The 25,646-nt window shown below is 39.4% G+C and carries 16 protein-coding genes and 1 tRNA gene; 11 read left to right on the forward strand and 6 right to left on the reverse strand.

Going from position 1 to position 25,646, the window contains the following annotated elements; translation table 11 throughout:
- Positions 1–36 precede the first annotated feature (36 nt).
- The 3 genes from QF042_RS05085 (at position 37) to QF042_RS05095 (ending at position 5,825) form a co-directional block, all read left to right on the forward strand.
- Positions 37–2,490 carry an outer membrane beta-barrel family protein gene (locus QF042_RS05085; RefSeq protein ID WP_307525983.1) on the forward strand — a complete coding sequence of 818 codons (2,454 nt, stop codon included), beginning with the start codon at positions 37–39 and terminating at the stop codon, positions 2,488–2,490.
- Between the two features lie 136 nt (positions 2,491–2,626).
- Positions 2,627–5,074 (forward strand): outer membrane beta-barrel family protein, encoded by a 2,448-nt coding sequence (locus tag QF042_RS05090; protein ID WP_307525985.1) that lies wholly within the window; start codon positions 2,627–2,629, stop codon positions 5,072–5,074.
- A gap of 388 nt (positions 5,075–5,462) precedes the next feature.
- Positions 5,463–5,825 (forward strand): hypothetical protein, encoded by a 363-nt coding sequence (locus QF042_RS05095; protein ID WP_307525987.1) that lies wholly within the window; start codon positions 5,463–5,465, stop codon positions 5,823–5,825.
- Positions 5,826–6,447: 622 nt separating this feature from the next.
- On the opposite strand, the gene QF042_RS05100 is transcribed toward QF042_RS05095, so the two are convergent.
- Positions 6,448–7,122: a hypothetical protein gene (locus QF042_RS05100; RefSeq protein WP_307525988.1), complete on the reverse strand. Its 675-nt coding sequence runs from the start codon at positions 7,120–7,122 to the stop codon at positions 6,448–6,450.
- A 486-nt stretch (positions 7,123–7,608) separates the two neighbouring features.
- On the opposite strand from QF042_RS05100, the gene QF042_RS05105 reads away from it, so the two are divergent.
- Entirely contained in the window at positions 7,609–8,187 is a 579-nt protein-coding gene (locus QF042_RS05105; RefSeq protein WP_307525990.1) for a dihydrofolate reductase family protein, read from the forward strand.
- 490 nt (positions 8,188–8,677) lie between these two features.
- On the opposite strand, the gene QF042_RS05110 is transcribed toward QF042_RS05105, so the two are convergent.
- Positions 8,678–9,142 (reverse strand): SMI1/KNR4 family protein, encoded by a 465-nt coding sequence (locus QF042_RS05110; RefSeq protein WP_307525991.1) that lies wholly within the window; start codon positions 9,140–9,142, stop codon positions 8,678–8,680.
- Between the two features lie 715 nt (positions 9,143–9,857).
- On the opposite strand from QF042_RS05110, the gene QF042_RS05115 reads away from it, so the two are divergent.
- Positions 9,858–10,331, forward strand: coding sequence for a hypothetical protein (locus QF042_RS05115; protein WP_307525992.1), 474 nt, complete (start codon positions 9,858–9,860; stop codon positions 10,329–10,331).
- A 263-nt stretch (positions 10,332–10,594) separates the two neighbouring features.
- Positions 10,595–10,670, forward strand: a tRNA-Lys gene (locus QF042_RS05120).
- A 58-nt stretch (positions 10,671–10,728) separates the two neighbouring features.
- Here QF042_RS05120 and QF042_RS05125 read toward each other — a convergent pair.
- The gene (locus tag QF042_RS05125) at positions 10,729–10,920 is read right to left on the reverse strand and encodes a hypothetical protein (RefSeq protein WP_307525994.1); all 192 of its coding nucleotides are present in this window, start codon (positions 10,918–10,920) and stop codon (positions 10,729–10,731) included.
- A 512-nt stretch (positions 10,921–11,432) separates the two neighbouring features.
- Between QF042_RS05125 and QF042_RS05130 the strand changes: the two genes are divergently transcribed.
- Positions 11,433–11,636 (forward strand): hypothetical protein, encoded by a 204-nt coding sequence (locus QF042_RS05130; protein WP_307525996.1) that lies wholly within the window; start codon positions 11,433–11,435, stop codon positions 11,634–11,636.
- Between the two features lie 404 nt (positions 11,637–12,040).
- Here the strand turns inward: QF042_RS05130 and QF042_RS05135 are convergent, their stop codons facing one another.
- Positions 12,041–12,661 carry a hypothetical protein gene (locus QF042_RS05135; RefSeq protein ID WP_307525998.1) on the reverse strand — a complete coding sequence of 207 codons (621 nt, stop codon included), beginning with the start codon at positions 12,659–12,661 and terminating at the stop codon, positions 12,041–12,043.
- A complete protein-coding gene (locus tag QF042_RS05140) occupies positions 12,651–13,310 on the reverse strand; it encodes a DUF6610 family protein (protein WP_307526000.1) in 660 nt (219 codons plus the stop codon). The genes QF042_RS05135 and QF042_RS05140 overlap by 11 nt, the downstream gene beginning before the upstream one ends.
- 239 nt (positions 13,311–13,549) lie before the next feature.
- Here QF042_RS05140 and QF042_RS05145 point away from each other — a divergent pair, with 239 nt between their 5' ends.
- Positions 13,550–15,634, forward strand: coding sequence for an FUSC family membrane protein (locus QF042_RS05145; RefSeq protein ID WP_307526002.1), 2,085 nt, complete (start codon positions 13,550–13,552; stop codon positions 15,632–15,634).
- 308 nt (positions 15,635–15,942) lie between these two features.
- Here QF042_RS05145 and QF042_RS05150 read toward each other — a convergent pair whose 3' ends face one another.
- A complete protein-coding gene (locus tag QF042_RS05150; RefSeq protein ID WP_307526004.1) occupies positions 15,943–17,238 on the reverse strand; it encodes an IS110 family transposase in 1,296 nt (431 codons plus the stop codon).
- 1,013 nt (positions 17,239–18,251) lie between these two features.
- On the opposite strand from QF042_RS05150, the gene QF042_RS05155 reads away from it, so the two are divergent.
- The 3 genes from QF042_RS05155 to QF042_RS05165 all read left to right on the forward strand — a co-directional run bounded on the left by QF042_RS05155 (position 18,252) and on the right by QF042_RS05165 (position 25,637).
- On the forward strand, positions 18,252–18,911 hold the full coding sequence (locus tag QF042_RS05155) for a GDSL-type esterase/lipase family protein (protein ID WP_307526007.1): 660 nt from the start codon (positions 18,252–18,254) through the stop codon (positions 18,909–18,911).
- A gap of 406 nt (positions 18,912–19,317) precedes the next feature.
- A complete protein-coding gene (locus QF042_RS05160; protein WP_307526008.1) occupies positions 19,318–22,233 on the forward strand; it encodes a triple tyrosine motif-containing protein in 2,916 nt (971 codons plus the stop codon).
- Positions 22,234–22,493: 260 nt separating this feature from the next.
- A complete protein-coding gene (locus QF042_RS05165) occupies positions 22,494–25,637 on the forward strand; it encodes a TonB-dependent receptor (RefSeq protein ID WP_307526009.1) in 3,144 nt (1,047 codons plus the stop codon).
- Positions 25,638–25,646 lie beyond the last annotated feature (9 nt).

Below are 25,646 nucleotides of genomic sequence, written 5' to 3' on the forward strand. Positions count from 1 at the left end.
AAACGGAATGACGATCATACCTAAAAAGAAGAAACCATGAAAACATTATTTACGCTAATTGCATGCTTTATTGCATGTGGGGCTTCTTTTGCCCAAAAATTAAATAAACTCACCGGGAAAATAGTTGATGAAAAGGCCGTGCCAGTGTCGTTTGCGATTGTAAGGGTGCTGAATTATCCTGATACCACCGTAGTGAAAAGCGTATCGACCAATATTGAAGGTGAGTTTGCAATCGATCAGTTGAAAAGTGGCGAATATGTATTGTCGATCTCGATAGTGGGTTTTAAAAGTAAAAAAACCGGTCACTTTGCGCTTAGCGAAGACATGAAATTACCTGCCATCACGATCGAAAGTTTAACGAAACAATTGAAAGAAGTGAGCGTTCAGGGTAAAAAACCTTTTATTGAACATCAGATCGATAAAACGGTGCTGAATGTAGAAAATAGCATTATTGCAACTGGAGGCACGGCGCTCGAAATTTTAGAGAAGGCGCCTGGCGTACAGTTAGACAGGCAAAATGATCAGATTTTATTGAACAATAAATCGGGTGTAATGGTGATGATTGATGGGAAGAACAACTTTTTATCGAGTGCCGATTTAACGGTTTATCTAAATGGCTTAAGCAGCAGCCAGATTGCGACCATCGAAATTATTACTAACCCATCGGCTAAATATGATGCTGCCGGCAATGCGGGTATCATCAACATTAAACTTAAAAAGAACAAAGCATTTGGTACCAACGGAAGTGTCTCGTCAACCTATCGCAATGCAATAAGGGCTAACCTACCCACCAATATTTACGGATCGGAGCTTAACTTCAATTTAAATCACCGTGTAGAAAAGTGGAATTTTTTCACCAATGCAAATGCTTCAAAAAATAATAATTTTTCGAATTTATTTTTAGAGCGGAGCACCAATGCCAATGGTTTACAGAGTAACTTTAACCAGAATTTTCAGAAAATATATACAGGATCGCGGTTGGCCGCAAAACTAGGTGCAGATTATTACGCAGGTGAAAAAACAACCATCGGTATTATGCTTGATGGCAGTACGAGTACACGTAAATTGGATAATTTCTCTCAAACGTTTATAAATGAAATTAAGAATGGAGTTGCGGGCAATAATTCGTTAATCCAATATTCTGATGCGAATACCCCAAACAAAAATTATAGCGCAAATTTTAATATCAGGCATGATTTTAAAAAAGAAGGCGCAAGTTTAAACTTTGATGCCGATTACTCCGGGTTTGATTACTCGGGCCTGGAAAATTTTAACACTAACTTTTACGATGAAAAAGGGACTGTTTACAGCAATACGATCATTAAAAACGATAGTAAAACAGCCATCGATATTTACGCTGCAAAAACAGATTTTACCTGGCCGCTATCAAAAACTACAAAATTGGAAACCGGTTTAAAAAGTGCTTATGTTAAAACCAATAACGATTTTTTATCGTTGGCATTGGTAAATAATGAATGGCAAAATGTTGTAGGGCAAAGCAATAATTTTATTTACAAAGAAAACGTAAATGCAGCTTATGCAAATTTATCAAAAGATCTGGGCAAGTGGCAGGTTCAGGCTGGTTTACGGGCAGAGTTTACCCAATCTACCGGAACATCTGTAACCAATAATACATCGGTAAAGCAACATTATTTATCATTATTTCCAACGGTTTTTGTTAACCAGAAAATTTCTGAAAGCAGTAATCTACATTACACCTATGGCCGGCGGATAGATCGACCAAATTACCAGCAGTTAAATCCGTTTAATTTTTATATGGATCCTTATACCATAGCACAGGGAAACCCATACTTAAAACCCCAGTTTACCAATAATTTTGAAGTGAGTTATAATTATAAAAGCGGATTATTTTTTTCTTTGAGTTATGCTAAAACAAAAGATTTAATTTTAGATAGTAAAACCGCACAAAACGATAGCACCAGAATAGTTACTGTAGGCCAAGGGAATATTGGCAGCGGGGAATATTACTCGGCCGGCTTATCTGTTCCGGTAACCATTGCTAAATGGTGGAATTTGCAAAACAATTTTAGGGTTTCTTATAATAAATTTAATGATGATAATTTAGAAGGTGCCCCCTTTGTTTTAAGTAAAGTCTTCTACAATTTTAATACTGTAAATTCGATTATCTTGGGCGATAACTGGGCATTAGAAACCAATTTCTGGTTAAACTCACCAAAAGTTAGGGGTTTAGAACGGACCACTATTTATCAGTATGCTTTAAATATGGGTGTGCAGAAAAGTTTCCTGAACAAAGCTTTAAAACTTAAGCTAAATGTTGATGATATTTTTCAAACCAACTACTGGAAAGGAACGCTCGATTATCAAAATGTGAATTTAAGGGTGCAGAATAATTACATCAGTAGAAGGGTATCTTTCAATATCAGTTATAGTTTTGGCAACCAAAATTTAAAATCAAACCAGGACCGAAAAACGGCGGCAGACGATATTAAGAATAGAGCCGGAGGTTAATTTTTTAGTCCTTAGTCTAAAGTTATCAGTCTAGAGCCCAGGGTCTAAGCTTGGAGACCAAAGTTCCGAAAAGACTGTGCCTCGCAATAACAGATTTGTCTCAGCATTAAAAATAAAACCCTAAAAAGAAGAAACCATGAAAATATTACTTACGCTAGTTGCATGCTTAATAGCGTGTGGGGCTTCTTTTGCCCAAAAATTAAATACTTTGACGGGAAAAATCGTCGATGAAAAGACTGTTCCGGTGTCGTTTGCCATTGTTCGGATTTTAAACTATCCTGATACCACGGTGTTTAAAAGTGTATCCACCAATATCGAGGGCACTTTTATAATCGACCAGTTAAAAAATGGTGAGTATATGTTGTCGATCTCCATCGTTGGTTTTAAGCGTAAAAAGACGGATCACTTTTCAGTCAATGGTGATTTAAAATTGTCAGCCATCGGTATCGAAAGTTTAAGCAAACAATTAAAAGAAGTAAGCGTTCAGGGCAAAAAACCTTTTATTGAACACCAGATCGATAAAACGGTGCTGAATGTAGAAAATAGCATTATTGCAACTGGAGGCACGGCTTTAGAAGTGTTAGAAAAAGCCCCGGGGGTGCAAATCGACCGTCAAAACGACCAGATTAAACTGAACAATAAAAGCGGTGTAACAGTGATGATTGATGGAAAATCGAACTTTCTTTCTGGCGCTGATATTACCACGTTATTAAGCAATATGAGCAGTGATCAGATTGCTACCATCGAGCTGATCACCAATCCATCTGCTAAATATGATGCCGCCGGAAATGCAGGGATTATCAACATCAAACTAAAACGGAATAAAGCTTATGGTACCAATGGTACGGTTTCTGTTAATACCGGGCAGGGCATTATGCCCGATTCGCCCAGCGATCTATTCCGAGCTGGGGTAAACCTTAACTTAAACCACAGGCAGGGCAAATGGAACATTTTCGGGAATGGCGCCGTGGCACGCAAAGCCCAATTTAACAATACCTTTTTAACCCGTACTACTTTGTCGCAGGGCTTGGCCAGTTCGTTAACACAAAACTTCGACCGCAGAAATAAAGGTGTTGGTTTTCAGGGGAAATTAGGTGCAGATTATTATGCTTCTGAGAAAACCGTTTTCGGGGTGATGTTAGATGCCAATACGGTAAATACCAATCTGACGAACTTTAGCAATACCAATATTAATGCGGTGCAAAATGGTGCTTCTAATCTGAGTTATATTTTGCAGGATGCCAATTCGCGCTCTCCTGCGAGTAATTTAACGGCCAATTTTAACATTAAACACGATTTCGATAAAAAAGGCAAGAGCCTTACTTTCGATGTAGATTATTCGGGTTTCAGCAATAAAAAGGATGAAAACTTTTTGGCCAATTATTTAAATGCAAACGGCAACCCAACCAACCAAACCAGTTTAAGGAATAATACCGATGCAGAAATTAACGTGTATGCCGCCAGAACGGATTTCACCTTGCCGCTTTCTAAAACGATGAAGGTGGAGGCTGGCTTAAAAAGCAGCTATGTAGTAACCAATAACGATTTTATTTCTGAGCAGTTGGTATCGGGTGTATGGCAAAATGATCTGGGTAAATCGAACAACTTTGTGTACAAAGAAAATATCAACGCCGTTTATGGTAGTTTCTCTAAAGAATGGAAGGTATGGCAGATTCAGCTGGGTTTAAGGGCTGAGCACACGCATTCGAACGGCACATCAGTTACCGACCAGAAAGAGGTAGACCGGAATTATCTTTCTCTGTTTCCAACGGTTTTTGTTAATCAGAAGATCACTGAAAACCATAACATCCGTTACTCTTATGGCAGAAGGGTAGACCGCCCGAATTACCAGCAACTGAATCCCTTTGTGTTTTATATGGATCCTTTGGCGGTTGATCAGGGAAATCCTTATCTGAAACCTCAGTTTACCGATAATTACCAGATCAGCTACAGTTATAAACAGGCTTCTTTTTCATTAAGTTATTCTAATACGCGCGATATGATTACGCAGATTAGTAAACAGGATGATGCTACCCGGGTAATCAGTGTGATTCGCCAGAATTTAGGCCGCTTCCAGAATTACTCTGCCGATTTATCTATTCCAGTCAAGGTTACGAAATGGTGGAATATTCAAAACAATGCGAGCGTTTACTACAGCAAATTTAATGACGGAAATATCGAAGGGGCTGCTTACAATGCCGGTAAGGCTGCGGTAAATATTTTTACTTCCAATTCCTTTACCTTGCCACAAAACTTTAGTATCGAAATTAGTGCATGGCTAAACTCTCCACGGGTTTCGGGCGTAGAGCAAACCACTATTTATCAGGGTGCTTTAAATGCCGGAATCCAGAAAACTTTGATGGATAAAAAGCTTAAATTACGTTTAAATATGGATGATATTTTACTCACCAACCACTGGGAAGGGAAACTGGTTTATCAGAACATCAATATGAACGTAGTGAACCGCTACACCAGCCGAAGGGCAAATTTCAGCATCAGCTATAATTTCGGAAATCAGAATGTAAAATCGGCCCGCTCCAGGGATACGGCTACAGATGATATGAAAGGTAGAGCGGGTGGTTAGTCCTGAGTCTGTAGTCCGGAGTCTAAGTTTGGAGTTTGGAGTTTGGAGTTTGGAGTTTGGAGTTTGGAGTTTGGAATTTGGAGTTTGGAGTTTGGAGGTCGGGAGTCAGAAGTCTGGGCGGAAAACCCAGTCCCCTTTAAAGTGAGTAGGGCGATGAAGTCTAGGTTTGGAGTCGGAAAGTCTGGGCGGAAAACCCAGTTCCCTTTAAAGTGAGTAGGGCGATGAAGTCTAGGTTTGGAATCCGAAAGTCTGGGCGAAAAACCCAGTCCCCTTTTGAAGAGGGTAGAGGCATGAAGTCTAGGTTTGGAGTCGGAAAGTCTGGGCGGAAAACCCAGTCCCCTTTTGAAGAGGGCAGGGGGATGGAAAAAAACAGTTAACCAACAAAAACATGAAAAATATAATATACAGTATCGCAGTTTTAGTTACCACTTTAGGTTACGGATGCCACAATAGTGGCGGTAATTTATCGCTAAGCACAATGGATAACAATACAGACTTTAAATTTGAAGCAAAGTACGCCGAAAATAAAACAGGTAAACTGGAAAAATACCTGGATAGTGCTTTAAGCAATGAACTTCCATTAGATCAAAATATCGACCTGTTCGTGAATTTAAATGGCAGTGATAAGTTTAACCTTAAAGCCAAAAAGGGCTGGCTCGAGATTAACTTCGATAAAAGGAATAGCTCTTTGTCTGGCTATATGAAAGTGAAAAAACTTACTGAGGGTATTAAACAGAAATTAACGGAATAATCGGTCTTTAACCGCCAAGTTCACGGAGATAAGGCGCAGAGGACGCAAGGTTGGGTGGTCTTGGACTATGCTCATACTAACAATTAGTAAGGGGAAATCAGCGAATATCTGTGTGATCTGCGGGAGAATCCTTTCTTAATATTTTCCCGCAGATTTAAGGTGATGGGCGCAGAAACGAAAAGCTACCGTTCATTCCAGCCCAGATGAGAACCACATAGTGCTCAGCGAAGCTAATCTTAATGTTTCCGTGCTTTCTGTGATTCCGTGGCTTTTTTAACGACAACGTACACGAAGAGAAGGCGCAGTGGACGCAAAGTTGGGAGGCCTTCGACAATGCTCAGACTGACGACTTATAAAGAAAAATTTGGGAATATCTGTGATCTGCGGGGTACCCTGTCTATTAACTTGAGTTCGATTAATAATGTGGCTTTTAGGGCCATTCTTAAGGTGTTTAGTATTAGTGTCGTCACCCTGAATTCATTTCAGGGTCTTAATAGAAGGAGATGCTGATCCCGAAGGTTCGGGACAGCATGACGATCGCCTGAGGATAAGCGGCTGTAAAACGCTCACTATAATTCAAATATTAATCGAATTCAGGTTATTAATATCTTATTCCGTAGTTTTAATCGTTCCAAATTAAAAGTCCACCAATGTTTTCAATGTTTATTTTTTCGACATCGTTTATCTTATCAAGACGTTTTTCAAAATATTGAAGTGCTTTTTTAACTTTTTCAACTGCTTTTCTGAGTTCATGTCGGTTAATTAACAGCGTAATTTCTTGTGGCATAGGTTGAAAGGGTTCATCAAATTCGTCAACCGAAAAATCAAATACGATATTGTCGCCATCAAATTTGATCTGTGGGGCAGGGTGTCCTTCGTAATGAGTATTTTGTAGCATTGAAAGTTTATCCCAATACGTGATATCACTCAGGCCTCCGCAACATTGAGGAAAATATTTGTCTTGCCCATCAATATTCAAAACATAACCGCCAAAAAATGTTGTGGCCTGTTGTCGTTCATATTTTCCATCCCTCATTTCTTGCGTATGGTCAATGATGAGTTTGGTTAAGTTGTTATCAGTAATTTCTGAGAGTTTATAGAATGGAAAACCTTTTAAATAAGGCGTCAGTTTATCTTTAAAGCCCGCTTTTCGAAAGCATTCTTGGTGATAAGCGTTCCAAATTTCAGGATGCTCCCAATAAGGAAATTTGTCTGGTGTAGCTAGCTCCTGATTGTTATATCCGATTTCAATTACTGGTATCAAATCTATGAGCATGCTTGTTAATTTACTTACCACAAGATAGAAATTTAGTAGGTTTTTTAGGTAAGCAGTTAAACAATTAACCATTTAAGAAACATGTAGGTTAAGGCAATCGCTATTCAACTTTGCAAAAAGCTACAAACCCTGCTAACTAAACCCGACATCAGCGGAAATCCTTTTTGTTGCCCCTTCAATAGATTCAGGATAACAGTAACAAAAAGATTGTAGCGAATGGCGGGGCTGCGCTACCCGAAAAGCACAGAACCATTCTTTTCCAAATCCTTTACCATTTCCAGTTAAACCATTAACCATATAAGAAATATAAGACCATATAAGTTATAACACCCGAATAATGATCGTGTAAGTGGTAAAATGGAAGATATAATATAGAAGACGCTCTAGTAGCCATCTTACGTCCAATGCAAATGGTCATAAAAACGCCTTGTTATTGTCACGATTGCCCCTCATACCCGTAGCCCTCCCGTTGTAACTTTATCATCATCAAATAAATAGCAAATAAAAATGAAAAAGATCAAAATAATGGAGCATATCTCGCTTGATGGCGTGATGCAGCATGAAAATAGTGAGGATTTCGCACATGGCGGATGGACAACACCTTACCGGAGTGCGGAAGGTTTAACGGCCGTACTTGAAGCACAGGGTACCAACATCGATCTGCTGCTGGGCCGCAAAACCTACGATAGCTGGACCCAGTACTGGCCAAAGGCAGGCGATAACCCGATGGCGAACAGTTTGAATAATGGCAAAAAATACGTGGCTACCCACAGGCCGGAAAGCCTCGAATGGGGACCTGTTGAAGATTTAGGCAGTGACATTATTACGCGTATTCGAGAGCTCAAGGCAACAGAGGGGCCTGATCTGATTGTATATGGAAGTTCGACGGTTGTTGCTACACTATTAGAGCATCGACTGGTTGACGAGGTTGTATTGATGGTATACCCGGTATTGCTAGGGACAGGCAAACACCTCTTTTCAGAAACTGCCGATCCGCGTGTACTGGCTTTCGTAAGCACAAAGACTACACCTACAGGAGTGCAGATAAACACTTATCGGTATGTTGGAGTGTTGGGAGAAGGTTAGTTTGGAGCTAGGAGTTTGGAGTTGGAAGTCCGGGGCCCGAAGTCCGAAGTTCTAAAATGAGAATTAGAAGAGGATCAGTTTGGAGTTGAAAGTTTTTTTGGAGCGCAGTGGCTGTAATCCTTGGGCTGGTTTCGGTCCTGCTGTCCGTTTCCCCGAAGAAACCTGTGAAACACGCAAGCACACAATAAAAAAGTAAAAACTAGTGCTTAAATCGGGATCCACTTCCATCAGGGCTATTTAACAATGGGTTGTACCTCGAAACACAAACGAGTATTGGTACATTATTGTGATTGGTCGGGAGTCGGAGGCTGGAAGCCAGGATTCATCATATCAAATCGTTACGTCATTGCGAACTGAAGGGTAGGGGTGGTGTCAAGGAGTGAAGCAATCTGTTTGATAGGTTAGTCCGAAGACGGGTGTCCAGGGTCCGAAGTCTGGATTTATAAAAGGGAAAAGGTATGTCATTGCAAAACCGAAGTTTGAATAGTTGTTATTCGCGGTTTTTATTTAATCTATCCCAAAAGCTATTGTGATCTAATTTACTAAAAAGACCTTCAGTGAGGTATATTTCGAGAAATTTTAGAATTGAAGTGGTCTGAACTGTCATATCTTGAGATCCATGATTGTCGTTAATAATTTCATACTGACCTCCTTCCCTGAGTTGAATTAACCATTGATCGCTGTAAATCATATATTCGGCAAAATAGAAGGTATTGCTTTTTAACTCACTTCGATAATCAACTGCCTCAGCTATTGGAACTATCCTGAATAAATAATCATCTGTTTCAAATCCGTTGCAAAATTTATAGAAATCAATAAGATCTAGCGGAAGTGGGAAGCTAAGCTTTGATTCCAGGTCCGCTAGATCTTCATCGCTACAAGGATCATTTAAGGTAATACCTAGTTTCTTTACTTCGCGTTTGTGATCTTTGAAAAGTTGTTTGAATTTGTTCATATTTGCGGAGTAACCGTTATTTCGTGCCACTTATGGCCACAATGTCGGCATTGCCTGGCATATGGTGTCCTAGCAAGTTTATCACACTTTGAACAATTGTTAAAAAATACTTTTTCCGGATTTTCCGTCATTATTCGTCTTGCTACATTCAACTCAAATTCATCATAGCCGTTTTTTAGAAAGTCAAGTATTTCGGGCTCCGTTCTAATCCAACCTCTATTAATCATTAGCCTTCTCATCTTAGGATCATCAGAAGTCTTATAAGTATGCATATGGTGTTTCAATGCTAACTTTTCATGGTCAGTCATTAAGTTGCCAAAGTATGTTATAATATAGTTTGCTTTCTCTTGGTCCATGTTAGGTAGGTCGCATTTGCTACTAATACTTAAATATACATAATTGTTATTTTTATCAAATTCTTGATTGAGTGAATGAGGGAAATTTTATTTGAGTTAAGAACGATGGGATGGATTAATATGCATTTACCGTACACAACTCGTTAAGCCATTAGTGAGATTAGTGTATCAATTTATTAAAAGCACAAGTCAGGTCATTGTTTAGGCTAAGGCGCAAAGACTTGCGCAAGATAGGCATCAAATGGCATGAAATAATATGAATATTTGTAATTTAGTAAGCGAACAAATACCCTTTAACCCTTTTTAATGCAGATAACACATGCATATGTTCGCAAGTTAGCCTCGATACTACACGAATTATGAAAAAACAATGGAAGGAATTAGGAGAAGGTGGATTCGCCTTTTCAGTAAATGGTGAAGAAATTGGAAAATATTATAAGGGAGATGACTGGCATAAAGAGCCAGCGACCTTCAATATTCTTCGAAATAAATATAGCGTTATATACTCATACGGTCTTTTCAGTGGTTATAACACTAAAATATTAAACGAATTGGGAGAATCCATATTACAGTTAAAAAGTATCCCGTTTTCATTGAACTACCGCTTTGAATATCAAAACCGGAGATTTAAACTGGTTTTTAGTGATGCCCGACTCTGGCAATGGACAATTATGGAAAATGAGAACCCAATACTTTCATATGGAAGTGATTTAAAAAAAGGAATATCAGGGTTACTGATAGAATCTCAAACAGATATGATCGGTGATTATCTGTTTGATTTTTTATTAGGGCATTTCATTTTAGGCAAGGAAAAGAAGGATGTTTATGAATAGTATGAAAGATATATTCATTCCTATTAAAGAATAAATTTATAATAAGTATTTCACGTTCTCCTATTTCGTCCTGTTTTTGATAAGCCTCAATATGTCAATAACTTATTTGAAATGCAAATATCATACTGTTATTAACATTTCATTGTTGTTAGAAGCGATGTGAAGACTAAATCTTCCTTCTCGCTGTAGGTTATTAAAATGAGTGACGCTAGGTTGTGCATAGTTATTAATTTCCCCCTTTTTATCCTATATTTATTTCACCAGACTTCTTAGCTCAGTTGGTAGAGCAACAGACTCTTAATCTGTGGGTCCAGGGTTCGAACCCCTGAGGGGTCACCATGTTAATAAAAAGCGCCCATACCTTTCAGCATGGGCGCTTTGGTTAGTTTTATTTTCTTTAATTTCTTACATCAGCAGGGGCATTCCGGGTCGAATCTGCTAGAGAATCCGTACTGGCACTGTCAATTACCTTGTTCGTATCCGTGTATTTATACATACTGTCAGCATTTTCCTGATCAGCCTTTTTGCCACTACAGGCCGATAAAGCCAGGCCAAAGGCGGCCACTAAGATTATTATTTTCGTTTTCATATAAAATGTTATTGGTGTATGAATACAATTCTTTTTAGTAGATAATTGTTTTGGGAATGGATAAAATTAATCCGAAGTCTAAAGTAGAATGCAATTTCTTTTTAACCGCAAAGCACACCAGGAGAAAGGCGCAGAGGATACAATTTGGGTTGATCTTCTATTAATTTCCGTTCGTTCGTCATTCCTGCGCAGGTGGGAATCTTAATGGTTAGTATTTTCGTCGTGTTTTAATCGCAAAAATCACAGAGAAAGGTTGAGCAAAGGACGCGGAGAAGTACCAGTAGGGGTAAATTAGTTGAAAAAGATACGTCATTGCGAACTGAAGGGTAGGGCAGTTGTGGTTGTGTGAAGCAATCTTTTTGGCCGGGAGGCGGGTGACCGAGGTCGGAAGTCTGGGTTCATTTTTCAAAACCAAAATCTTTAGCATCACCCTCAATTTATTTCTGCATCTGATCATATTTTACTATATTTATGTCGCGAACACAGTTAGGCATGTATTTAATTTTTTTAAAATGCAACTAACAAAAAATGAAATTGCTTTAGCCGAACTTAAGTTCGGTTATCACACACTCAAAAGGCCGGTAAACGTAAACCGGGCTAAAAATTCAACCCAATTTTTAAAACAGCTCCGTGGCAAACCATCATCCGGTAAGGCCTGCGATTGGTATGTGCTGTTTGTAAACCAAAGCCACGAGGTTTTTGCTGGTACAAACTAAAGTAACAGGCAAAACCGATTAACTGCATACAGCAACTGGCGGGTTTAGCTGTTGCCTGCAATGCTTATGGGGTACTGGTGTTAAACTATTGCGATGTTAAAAGCATTAAGGTTAACCCACTTGATGAACTTTTTGTAAGTACCTGTTTTAATACCTGCGCAAAGCTAAACATCGAAATTATTGATTATGTAATCTGTAATGCGCAAACGCATTATAGTTTTAGGAGTGGGTATAGGGATTAAGATACTATTGGGCTGCTTTCAAAGCAGCCCAATAGTTTAATCATTAATAAACTTTGTTTTTGAAAAGCACAAGACAGTCCTTTACTTTGGACAAAGCGCTAAGACTTGCGCTAGAGTACAATAATAATTTGTTTTACTTCGAAGATTTATATTGGGTAAGGACTAAATAGGGTGACCGGTTCCAAAATTAATACCATTTGTATCAACAACTATTCCAGGAGAATTAAAGATAAATTCCGAATAATCTTTAATACGTTTTTTTCTCAACCAATTAACAAAAAGAAGGCCTATTATTAATGCAATATATGGAATCAATTTCTCTAAACGAATATTCTCATAAGTAAGTGTAAGTTTAAAACCAGGATAAATACTCTTTGTGAAGTGGTATAATAAAAATATGAAAATAACTGCTGAACAGAAATAATTTTGAATTTTAAGAGATGTTTGTATGGCGTTTTTATTCCTGTGTTTTCCGAAATAATAATGTATTTCTTTCAAATCTGTTTGTAATAAAAATTGTCGTTCAATATTAGCAATAATTACAAGATTTCTATTGTACCAATAATTTGAATCATAGACATGTGATAATACCCATGATGATAATAATACAATTAGCGCACAAGCAATATCTATTGACACTACATTTTTTTCTATTAAAGCTAATACTGCAAATGCACCAATCAAGACGCCCATTGTTTGCCAAACAATTTTATGATGTCGATCAATATCATTAAACATCTGATCATAAATTTTTGCTAAAAATTCACTTCTATTATTGTCCATAATTTTTCCAAATTTGATTAATATTTTTTATTGAATCTTCTATACAAACTTTATATCCACCTCTTGGATGAGGTCTAAACTTTACACCATCAAAATAATCGCCAAAACCAGCATCTAATGTGAATCTGTTCCCATCTATACTTCTGACATTTAGTATTTTTCCTAATTCGCGCTGTTTTTCTGGCCTACCGCCAAGTAAATGTACAGGTCTCTCGTCAAAATATTGAGGCTCAATAGTAGTTCCCCCATATTTAGTTGGTACACTATAACCCAACATAAATTCTTTAGGTATCAAATTAAGCATTTTTTCTTTTAATGCATCAACTTTTGGTACGATAATGACATGTTCACAGTATTTAGAAAGTATATCTACTTGTCCTAATAAATTACTTAATTCATTAGCTTCTTCCCAATCTTTCGCAACCGTATATTTTGGCATAAGTTTTTTTACTGCATCTAGGTGTCTTTCGAAATTATAATTTTTCCAGTCTATATCTATAAAATGAACCTTCTCAAATGTTGCAACATCTCTGAGGTTAGTGTATTTTGCACCAATTAACCAATTATGGCTTTTTGCAATATCCAAAACAGTTTTACTATGAGTTACTATTTTATCTATCATTAATATATGGATCAGTGGAATTTTCATTAAAGTAACATATTAATTTATGATGCTCAAGTTAAACTTTATTTAACCCTTCCTCTCCGTAGTGTTCAGTGCTGCGTCACTACGGAGTAACATAAGATTAAGTTATGAACACGCAATTACTCTTCTAAAGTCCAAAGAACAGATTGGTATCTGGTTTTGTGTAGCTATTTGCTATGCATGCATTATAAATCTGTTATCTTTGCAGCATTTATCAATTATCAGCATTCATTAACATATTCATGAGCAAAAACAGCATCGGCTCTACCATTTCATATTTCTTTTTAGGTGAGTACTTTTCCGATGCCCTGCGCACCACCATTACCGTCGTATTGCCCATTATTTTATTCTTTTACCTGGGCAATCCCGAAGCGGCAAAAGGAATAGGCGTTGGGGCTTTGTTAATCAGCCTGACCGACCTGCCAGATAACCGCCTGAACAAACTGAAAACAGCGCTGTGGAGTATCATTGTGTTTTTTGCCACTACATTGATAGTATCGTCGGTTTTAAATGATGTTTACCTTACTGCGGTAGTTGTAGTGATTGCCGCTTTCAGTTTTTCCATGTTTGCTGTATATGGGCAGAAACTCTCGCTGATTGGTACTATGGCGCTGATTGTGTGTACCTTTGTAATGGGGCTTCACCCGGCGCGACCGCTTTATTTTAGCGGCTATATCCTGCTTGGTGGGGTTTGGTATTATGTGATCAGTTTGATCCAGATTTTAATCCGCCCTTACCGTTCGTTGCACCATGCCATTTTCGAATGCCTGATGAGCAGCGCCACGTTTTTAAATGCCAAGGCTAAGAATTATGATGTGGATGTGCCGCTCGATCTGCAACAAAAGGAAGCGATAAAACTACACATCAAAGTGAACCAGAAACATGAGCTGATCAGGAATCTGTTGCTTACCGATAAGTATGCCATGAATCCTGACAACCCCAAAGGCCAGCTTTTGTTGGAAAGGGCGAGGTTACTGATCGATTTGTATGAGCAGTTGAATGCCGTGCATTATGATTATGTTTTGGTACGAAAAACTTTGGCAACCGGCCCGAGCCTGAAACTGATTGCCAGCCTAATTGAATTGCTGGCGAAAGAACTGGAGCAACTGGGCAGGCACGTTCGGTCAGCAAAGGCTTATAAAGGTGAGGTAGCCACCAATATCGAATATGACCAGAAACGCGTCATGTTGCTGCATGAAATGGAACATTTAAACGAAAGCCAACGTAAAATTGTGCTCAAAGTGGTTTCGAACATGAACGATATTGTGCGTATTATCGAAATGATTAGGAGTAACAAGTGTACGCCAGAGAAACACTTACAAGAACTGAGCGGATCGATTTCATATCCCTTATTTATTACCGGCGATCGCTTTTCGATTAAAGAACACCTGACTTTAAAATCGCCAATTTTCAGGTTTTCGTTGCGGCTGGCCATCTGTTTCCTGTTTGGTTTCTTGCTCATTTGGCAGCTGGAACCAAGTAAATACAGCTACTGGCTTTTTCTCACCCTGGTCATTGTAGCGCGACCTAAATTTTCGATTACCTGGAAACGGAACCTGCAGCGCTTAAAGGGAAGCCTTGGTGGGGTGGTTATCGGACTGATCATCATCTATTTTGTGAAGAGTCCGGCGGTGCTGCTTTCTTTTTCGGTTATTTTTCTACTGGGATTTTATGCCTTTAACCGTTTAAATTATACCGTAAGTGTGCTGTTTATTACGCCTGCCGTGATTTTAACGCTGGGCAGTTACCAGGGCCATTTCGACCATATTGTACACGACCGGATTATCTTCACCGTGTTGGGCTGTGTAATTGCCATTTTTGCCACCTATCTTTTTCCCATATGGGACAGCCTCCAGTTGAAAGCGAAAATAAGCAGGGCTACGAAAGATAGTTTACATTATTTGCAGGTAGCGATAGAAAGGAAGGAAAACCTGGGGGAGAATATTTTGCGCATGGCCAGGAAAAATGCCAACCTGAGTTTATCTGCATTAAGCGAAGCAATTGAGTCGGCCAGCCAGGAGCCGATGCGGAAACATATCGATTTTAATGGCTTGTATGGGATACAGTCGACCATTTACCAGATCAATGCGATTATAACGTCTATATACCTGTCTGTTAACCATCAACCTGAGCAGGCAGATCCTTTGCTGGTCGACCGGATTGTAAGCAATTTAAGTGATGAGGCGGTGATACAAAGCAATACCGAATGGCATGCTGATGAGGTTTATAGGATTCATGATGGTGACCATTCCACCAAACACAAGCTGGCGCATATTGCGACTTTATCGTTCGATTTTAGCAGGTTTAACACAGGTTTTAGCGGGTAACATAGCTTTATGTCGAGTTTTTTGGAAATGAAAGGGCAATAAGTCTTGGCGGATTATAGTCCTGCTTTCCATTTTAAGTCCTCTCCCGATGAAAAATCGGGATTGCGGGCTTGCCATTCCAATCAGGTTTATTCACAAAGTTTAGTGCTGGTTTAGGGTGATAAATTTAATTGTTTGTCAGTCTGAGCGGAGTCGAAGGCCCTGCCAATCATCAACCTTTGAATTGTAATCTATCGTAAAAGATCCTTCGACTACGCTATCAATGACAGATATTATATATATCTGATAATAAGTGTTTTATGTGTTTATCATTTAGGATCTATTACTTGTAAATTCAGTTCCAGCGCTAGCTTTTTTAGGTATTTTTCTTTTTGTTTGATCATTACCGCTTCGTAATTAGCTACGCCCTGATCAACAAACTCCTGCCCTTTAACCATCAACCTCCAGTACTGTACAGCGATTTTTCGGGCTACGGCCTTTATCGCAATCATTGGGCCCTTGCGTCCCTTAAGTCTTCGTCCAAAGGCCCCAAATGAAATCTTCTTGCTCTTTAGTAGGCTCTGGGCCAATAGCCTGAATATCTGGCCTGCGTTGGGACGTCCTTTTTTCTTAGGCCTTTTATTGGCTTTTCCCGAATGGTTCTGGCCAGGAGAAAGCCCGAGCCAGCTCGTGAAATGTTTTTCAGAAGGCCAACGCTCAAGGTCTGTTCCTGTTTCGCTGTAGATCTGCAGCCATGAATAATCGGTAATACCTGGCAGTACCGTTGCATCCCTGCCTCCGAACAGATCCAGCATGTGTCTGCCGAGTTCATCAATCTGTGGCTTATGGTGCCGTACCGGTTTGCGTGGCCCAGCTTCACGATGGTCTTTATCCTGATTGATCTTACACAGTATATCGTTAAGGGCAGCGTCACATTCTCTAATCTGCATCTGGTAAAACTGATAAGCCTGGTAGGCCTGCCTAAGGGCAAAAAGTCCGCGCTCAGTATAGAAGCCTTCAAGAGCGGCCAGAATCTCGGCTGACTTCTTTTTCAAGATACTCCCATGGCACAGTGAAAGCAGTCTGTGTGGATCACGTTCACCTTCTAATATAGCATGGATAATGGAAATGCCGCTAGCACCCTGTATCTGATCGAGCACTTCAGGCAAACGGATGTTCATTTCGATCATTGCTTTCTGCATATGGTTGATATGCATGGACGCACTGCGCAGATGGTCCTCGCGTAGACGCTGATAACCTCTTACTTCCTTCAGCTCGCCCTGGGCAACAAAGCATCGGTTCAGCAGACCATAGCTATGCAGCTGCTGGATCCACTGGCAGTCCTTAACATCGGTCTTGCGGCCGGGAACTTGGCGGGTCTGGCGCCCATCAACCAGCCATACATCAAATCCATGTTCTACAAGGATATCATATAAGATGACCCAATAGGAACCGGTGGCTTCCATGGCAATGGTCTGGGTACCCTTTTCTATCAGGTAGGACGCTGCTGCTCTAAAATCACCGGTAAAGGTGCCAAAAACCTTTACCTCAGAATAGCCGGGGCTGATGTAGATGTTCCTTGAACCGATATCGATCCCCGCGGAGTTGTTGTGGATAATTTCCATATCAATGACGATAAGTATATAAAACCTTATGCCCAACGGGATGAAAATACAAGGCAGGCTATCATGCGGGCAACCAATAATGGTGCTCCAAACTCCAATACCATCTCCGAAGGAACCATACTACCATGCAGGCAAAAAGCACTATACCGACAAACAGCCAAACTGCATAAGGCTTAATAAAGTTACGAATCTGTCATCAACCCTCCATTGTATTTGAAAAATTCTAACCTCTACCATTGACAGAATCCGTTAGTGTGGTCGTCATTCTCGCGCAGGCGGGAATCTTAAAGCGCTTGCATTACGATTATCTTCGATGAGCACTTCGTGGTTCCCAATCGAGTTACCAATGACAGATTCTAAAATTGGCGTCATCTCGACCGAAGCAAATGCGGAGTGGAGAGATCTTTGGACTATGTTAAAAGATCTCTCCACTGCGGTCGAGATGACGATTTATCTTACCTGTCACCCAACTCCTTTGTTTTTTGCTAAAAAACTGATTTCTGGGAATGACGATACCCCGAGGCTAATCATTCCCTTAAAACCATGTCATTAATATTGATTTTTATACAATAAATTAATCTTCAGGATGGCAAAACGAGTGGAGATATGCTATCATCAATGCTTTGCGATGATCTGTCTGATCTGCGGGGGACCATTAGGCGATAAGTTGGTTTTTGCAAAATAACTATAATGCTGATTAAAATAAAGAAGCTGATAATTAATGATTTACTATTCTTTTAGTTAAAATTTGTTAATTATTTAGAATAGTTCTAAATAAACACCTATATTTGTTCATCATTATATGTTTGGTTAGTTGATGATAGAAGACCTGTTTGCCTGCATTACTCAATGCAGGCGAATCAGGCACTACGCTACAAAGAAAATTCAATTTTTATTACATAGTCACTTAGCTCCTGAAGCAAAATCTCGGTTATTGGAGCGTAATAAATTTGATTGAATTGATTGTGAAAAATAGGATATTGGTATATTGTGAGCCTTACATCCTTATTCGTATGAAAAAATCATTTTTAAGCTTCCTTTTGATTTCTTTTTTAACTGTAACTGCTTTTGCCCAAAAGAAACCTAATTTTTGGGATGATGTGCAAACCATAAAAAAGTACGATCAGCTATACAAGCCGCCCGTTCACCCGGTGTTGTTTGTAGGAAGTTCATCTATCAGGAAATGGGACGACTGTACACAGATTTTCGCCAAATACAACGCTTTAAACCGCGGAATAGGTGGTGCTGTAATTAACGATATTACCTATTATTTAAACGATGTTGTTTTTCCTTACCAACCAAAACAAATTGTATTGTATATAGGGGAGAACGACTTACCAAACGAAACGGTTACACCTGATACTGTTTTAAACCGTACCATCCGTTTAGTGCAGGCCATTAGGGTAAAGTTGCCAACGGTGCCTATTGTTTACATCTCGATTAAACCAAGTCCGAGCAGGGATAAATTTAAAGCAAAGGCAGTAGCTTCGAACGCGTTGATTGAAAAGTTTTTAGCTGGTGAAGCCAACACGAAATTCGTTAATGTGTATCGGCTGATGTTAACCAAAGATGGACAGCTTAGGCCTGAACTTTTTGTAGATGATATGCTGCATATGAATGCTGCAGGTTATGCCATTTGGCGCAAAGCAGTTGAACCACATTTATTGAAGTAAATTTACGCTCCATTTCGTCATTCCTGGGTAGGCAGGAACCATGGAATGCTCAGCAAAGCTAATCTTAATGCAGGGGCAGAACCCTCATATTAGGCACCTAAGTACATCTTAGATTTTAGCAGCAGCCTTAAACCATAGCCCCGATTGAACGGAAAGCCCGGAGCGAGGCACGAGTGAGGACTTTAAGTGAAAGCGGGACTGGAACAAGCCCAAGAACCGCAGGTACTGCGCTCCTAGAATAGACACACATTCTTTTTTTCTCACCACCTAAGTCGCCTTAGTGCACCTAATATTAGTTTTTTCGCTTTCGCACAGCTAAGGAAATTGGCTTATAGTTGTAAGCAAGGTTAACCGGAATTAAAATTATATATTTATTATTGCGTTCAAATCATCCTCCCCCAACCAGATGAATAAACTTCTACTTGTTATCCTATTTTTTTTCAGTTACCGTGCATATGCTCAGGACCTTTTGGGGATTCCGCAGATTGTAAATTACAATAACGAGCAGTATAATGCGGGCATGCAGAACTGGGATGTGAAGCAGGATAAAAACGGGATTCTTTATTTTGGGAACAATGAGGGGCTGCTAACTTTTAACGGTCGTTATTGGAACCTGTTTCGCTTACCTAATTATACTTCGGTACGCTCCATCGGGATTGATTCTAAAAACCGGATTTACGTAGGCGGACAGGATGAATTTGGTTTTTATTACCCCAATGAGAAAGGGATTTTAAAATATACTTCGCTTTTAGGCCTGTTGCCCGAAAACCTGCGCAAACTGGCTGACATATGGGACATTTCGATTATTCATGATGAAGTTTTTTTCAGATCGAACAATGCCATTCTGCATTATAAGGATGGAGTGATTAAAAACTATAAACCCAGCAACGCCTGGCTCTTTATGGGCATAGCCAATAATAAAGTGTTTGCCCAATCAGAAGAATCGGTTTTAATGGTTTATGAACAGGAAATGTGGAGGCCTTTTTGCGCTGATCCGGTTTTCAAAAAATCATCTATTACAGCGATTTTGCCTTACAATGGCGATACTTTAATGGTTTCTACCTTAAAAGGCGGTTTTTTTCTACTGATTAACCATCAGCTTAAACCGCTAAAAACCAATCTCGATCATGTGTTTTTTAACGACCGGATTTATTTTGCCGATCAGATCAATCAAAATCTATATGCAGTGGGTACTACCTCTGGCGGGGTATATATTATGAACAAAAGTGGAGAACTGATTCAGAAATACAATTACAGGGAAGGTTTGCAGAACAACAATGTAAGGGGGATTCTGCAGGATAGGGATAAAAACATGTGGCTGGCTTTAGATGATGGGATTGCTTATGTGGCTATAAATAGTGCTATTAAAAGTATTTTCCCTGACCGTAATAAACAGATTACGAGTTATGCCTTCAGAAAATTTGACCAATCGGTTTACATTGGAACATCGAACGGTTTGTATATGACAAAAATCAATCCTGCTGCCAAAGACTTAAGTTATGCTACTGCGAATTTCGAGGAGGTGAAAAATACCAAAGGGCAGGTTTGGGGACTTGATGAGATTAACAACCAACTGTTGCTGGCACATGAGGAGGGCACACTTTTAGTGCAGCATAATGTAGCGAAGCCGCTTTACAATTTGCCCGGTACCTGGTTGTACCAAACTTTAGATCGGGTTTACCCAAGCAGCGAAGTTATTGCAGGCACTTATTGGGGTTTACAACGCTTAAACTATAAGGATGGACTATTTAGTAATGGCGGAAGAATTGACGGGATAAATGAGCCGCTGCGGTTTATTGTAGCGGATAATAACAACCCCGATCATATCTGGGCATCGCACCCCTACCATGGCGTGTATAAAATAGAGTTACAGCCCGATCATAAACGCGTGTTGCGTACCACCATGTACACCGACCGTGATGGATTACCTTCTAAATTGTACAATTATGTGTACCATATTAAAAACAGGGTGGTAATTGCAACAGTTGATGGTGTTTATGAATATGATAACACGAAGAAAAAATTTGTCCGACTAAAATTATTGGCCAATGCCATAAAAGGGATTTCGGTGCAGTATATGAAGGAGGATAACGACGGGAATATCTGGTTTGTAAGCAACAAAAAAGTTGGTGTAATTGATTTTAGCCGCCCATCGGGATCGAATCCTTTTAGTATTTTTTATCTGCCCGAGTTAGATGGGAAGGTAGTGGGAGGCTTCGAATCTATTTACCCCTTAGATAGTAAGAATATTTTTATTGGAGCGAATAAAGGCGCTTATCATATTAATTATGAAAAATACATCGAAAACATAACCAAGCCAATTGTAGCATTGGGGCAAATTAAACTGCTGGGTAAAAAAGATAGTTTGGTTTTTGGCGGCTATTTTGTAACCAAGGGCATCATTTCTGCCAAACAGGATCAGCACGAGATACCAGAATACACCAATAATTTAAATTCGATACATTTTGAATATTCTTCTATACTATTCGAACACGATAAAAACATTAAATTCAGTTACCAACTGGTTGGTTTCGATAAAGAGTGGTCGGCATGGACCACAAAAAGCGAAAAGGATTATACCAACTTACCTGCGGGGAAATATACTTTCAATATTAAAGCAAGAACAGATATAGGTAATGAATCGGAAGTAGTCGCTTATACGTTTGTCGTGCTGCCTGCCTGGTACAATACCATCTGGATGAGGATTTTTTACCTGATTTTGATTGTGCTGTTAATCAGGTTAATTATTAGATGGCAAAAACGAAAACATTTAAAAGAGCAGGATCGGATGAGTTACTTGCACCAGCTGGAGCTGGATCGGAATGAAAAAGAAATTGTCAGGCTGCAGAACGAAAAGCTGGAGGCTGATGTAAATTATAAGAACAAAGAGCTTTCTACGATGACCATGCACCTGGTGCAACGTGGTAAGGTACTGGCCAAGATTAAAGAGGTGATATCGGCCGTAATTAAAAACCACGATATTAATGAGAGCTCGCCAAGTTTCAGGCACCTCATCAGGTTAATCAGGGATGTGGAAAAGAAGGATCAGGAACTCGATCATTTAAGCGTTCACTTTAATCATGTAAACACCGAATTTTTTAATAAGCTCAAAGACCTTTATCCTGATTTAAGCCAGAACGACTTAAAGTTTTGTGCCTATTTATCGATGAACCTTTCATCAAAAGAAATGGCACAGTTGATGAATGTAACCATTAAAGCTATCGAAGTGGGCCGGTATCGCTTGAGAAAGAAACTTCAACTTAAGCCGGAGACTAATTTATATGAGTTCCTGATCGACATTGCCCGTCAAAAAACACCCTAAAACAATGTTTTCGTTACAAATAGGAACATTTTTAGTTAAAACAAGTTAAGTGTCTGGTATTCAGTTTAATTGTATTTTCCTTGTAGGGCTTATGTAGGCCTAAAAATCCCTTTTTTTGGTTAATTGAGTGCTGCTGTATGGTTTGTGTAGTAGCGCTAAATTGTGCTAATGAATTGCACCTCTATAGATTTGATTTATGAAACGGGCTACCAAGAGCCCCGGTCATTAACTAACCAAATATTAACTTAAAACTAATTTCTATGAGAGGAAGATTTACATTCGTATTCTTCATTTACTGTATCATGGCATTTCCGCTGGCCTTATTGGCACAAGACATTCCGGTTACAGGAAAAGTAACAGAACAAAATGGGAGCCCTTTACCTGGCGCAACAGTTAAGCTTGATGGAACGACCAGAGCAGCATCTACTGATGCCAATGGTGTTTTTAGTATTCAGGCACCTGTTGGCGGCAAATTAACCGTCAGTTTAATTGGTATGGCCACACAAACGATAACTGTTCCGGCAGGCGGCCGTATAAATGTTTCGCTTGCAGCCGATTCGAAAGATTTAACAGAAGTTGTGGTGGTGGGTTATGGTACACAGAAAAAAGCCCTTGTAACGGGATCAATCTCGAGCGTAAAGGCAAAAGATCTGGAATCGATGCCTATCAACAGAGTAGAGCAAGCCTTACAGGGAAGAACATCAGGTTTAACTATTGCCAGTGGTAACGGACAGCCAGGATCTGCATCAACAGTGAGGGTGAGGGGCTTTACCTCTTTTGCATCTTCAGGTAATAACGATCCGCTTTGGGTTGTTGATGGTGTAATTGTAGATAATGGTGGGATTGGTTATTTAAATCAATCAGATATCGAATCTATTGAAGTTTTAAAAGATGCAGCTTCACAGGCCATTTATGGTGCCAGAGCTGCAAACGGCGTAATTATTATCTCAACCAAAAAAGGTAAAGAAGGAAGGTTAGCGATAAATTACAATGGATTTTACGGTACACAAGCACCTGCTAAAAAGTTAAAACTGCTAAACGCAAGTGAATATGCAACGATTAGAAACGAAGCATATGCAAATAGCTTTAATGCCGCAACCGATGGAACTTTTACACTTCCATATGCAAATCCATCATCTTATGGAGAAGGTACTGATTGGCAATCGGTTGTTTTTAATGACGATGCCCGCAGACAAACGCACGAGTTTAGCGTTTCAGGCGGAACTGATAAATCTACCTTTTATACTTCTTTTGGTTATATAGATCAGGAAGGTATTGTAGCCACACCGATTTCTAATTTTAATCGGGCTAACATTCGTATTAATTCTACATTTAAGCCTGCCAAGTGGATAAGTTTTGGCGAGAATTTAGGCTATAGCCATTCGGTTAACAGTTCTTTAGGTAATACCAATAGCGAGTTCGGTGGTCCTTTAAGTTCGGCAATCCATTTAGACCCAATTACCCCGGTTATTCAAACCGACCCAACTGCTATAGGGAAATCTCCTTATACCATCGCAAATATTATAAGAGACCCGGCAACAGGATTTCCTTATGGTATCTCAGGGCCTGTTGGTCAGGAAATGAGTAACCCGCTGGCTTATGCGCAAACCAGGTTGGGTAATTATGGTTGGGATCACAACATTGTTGGTAATGCATTTTTAGAAATTGAGCCCATTCAGAATTTAAAATTCAGATCATCACTGGGAACTAAACTTGCTTTTTATGGTTCGGAATCTTATACCCCGTTATACTGGTTAAGTCCTTCAAACACCAATACCAAGACGAATTTCTATCGCGAGATGAATATGACTTTAAATTACAACTGGGAAAACACCATTAGTTATTCAAAAAGTTTTGGTAAACATCATGCATATGCAATTTTTGGTCAGGGTTATTATATGGACAACAATAACCGTGGCTTAAACGTAAGGTTTAACAATATCATTGCACAAGACTTTTATCAGAGTAATTTAAATTATAAACCCGCAACTGCCGATATTCAGGGTGATGGTAGTGATGCTACCTTGCATGTTGTTAACTCTTTATTTACCCGCGTAACTTATGATTATGATGAAAAGTACCTGTTTACGGGTATTGTTCGTCGTGATGGTTCTTCGCGCTTTGGTACAAACAACCGATTTGGTTATTTCCCTTCAGCCTCAATAGGCTGGGTGCCTACAAAAGAGGGTTTTTGGAGAGAAAACAATATCGTTAATTTCTTAAAATTACGCGGTAGCTATGGAATTACAGGAAACGATGCCATTGGCGATTTCAGTTACGTATCATTGGTGAATAGCGGACGTAATTATACTTTTGGCACTACAGATGTAAGTACCATAGGATGGAGTCCGGCCGCCTTATCAAACCCTGATTTGAAATGGGAAGAAACCCGCCAAACCGATATTGGTTTAGATGCTACATTGTTTAAGGATTTTACGCTTAGTGCTTCATATTTCAAAAAGAAAACTGTTGGCGTACTGCAAACACCTTCTATACCACTTTATTTAGGGGCAGCTGGTGGTGCCGCTGAAAATGTTGGTGATATGCAGAACACCGGTATAGAGTTCGAAATAGGTTACAGAAAAAAAATCGGAGAACTTAATTTAGGTATTAACGCTAATGTCTCAACCCTGAAAAATAAAGTAACCAAGCTATTGCCTGGAAGAGAGTTTATTGAAGATAATGCACAGAGCTTTCAAGGCATGGGTAACTTTACCCGTACCGCACTTGGACGTGCATTTAATGAGTTTTATGGATATGAAGTGGCTGGTATTTTCCAGTCGCAAGCAGAAATTAATGCTTACAAAGGACCAGGTGGTACGGTATTACAACCTGCTGCGAAACCCGGAGATATTAAATTTGCCAACTTAGATGGAAATGAAACTATAAATGGTAGTGACCGTACTTATTTAGGTAGCCCGCTTCCCAAATATACCTACGGTATTACCATCAATCTGGCATATAAAAACTTTGATTTTGTTGCCTTCGGAAACGGTGTGGGTGGGAATATGATCTTCCAGGGATTGAGACGTTTGGATGTAACTTATGGTAACTGGCAACAATCAATTCTTGATAGATGGACACCTACAAATACATCAACTAATGTTCCCCGTGTTGCAGATAAGGATCTTAACGGAAACTATACCAAGTTCTCTAAAAATTATCTGGAAAAAGGAGATTACTTCCGTTTAAAAACCCTTCAGGTAGGTTACAACCTTCCAGGTAATGTGATTAAAAAAATTGGAGCACAAAAAGTTCGGGTATACCTGATGAGTGAAAACCTTTGGACCATTACAAAATACACAGGTTACGATCCTGAAATCGGTGGAACTGTATTGGGTATAGATAGGGGGATTTATCCACAAGCCCGTTCGTTTATGGTAGGTTTAAATGTTGGATTCTAAAAAAAATTA

The sequence above is a fragment of the Pedobacter sp. W3I1 genome (assembly GCF_030816015.1).
Taxonomy (GTDB): Bacteria; Bacteroidota; Bacteroidia; order Sphingobacteriales; family Sphingobacteriaceae; genus Pedobacter.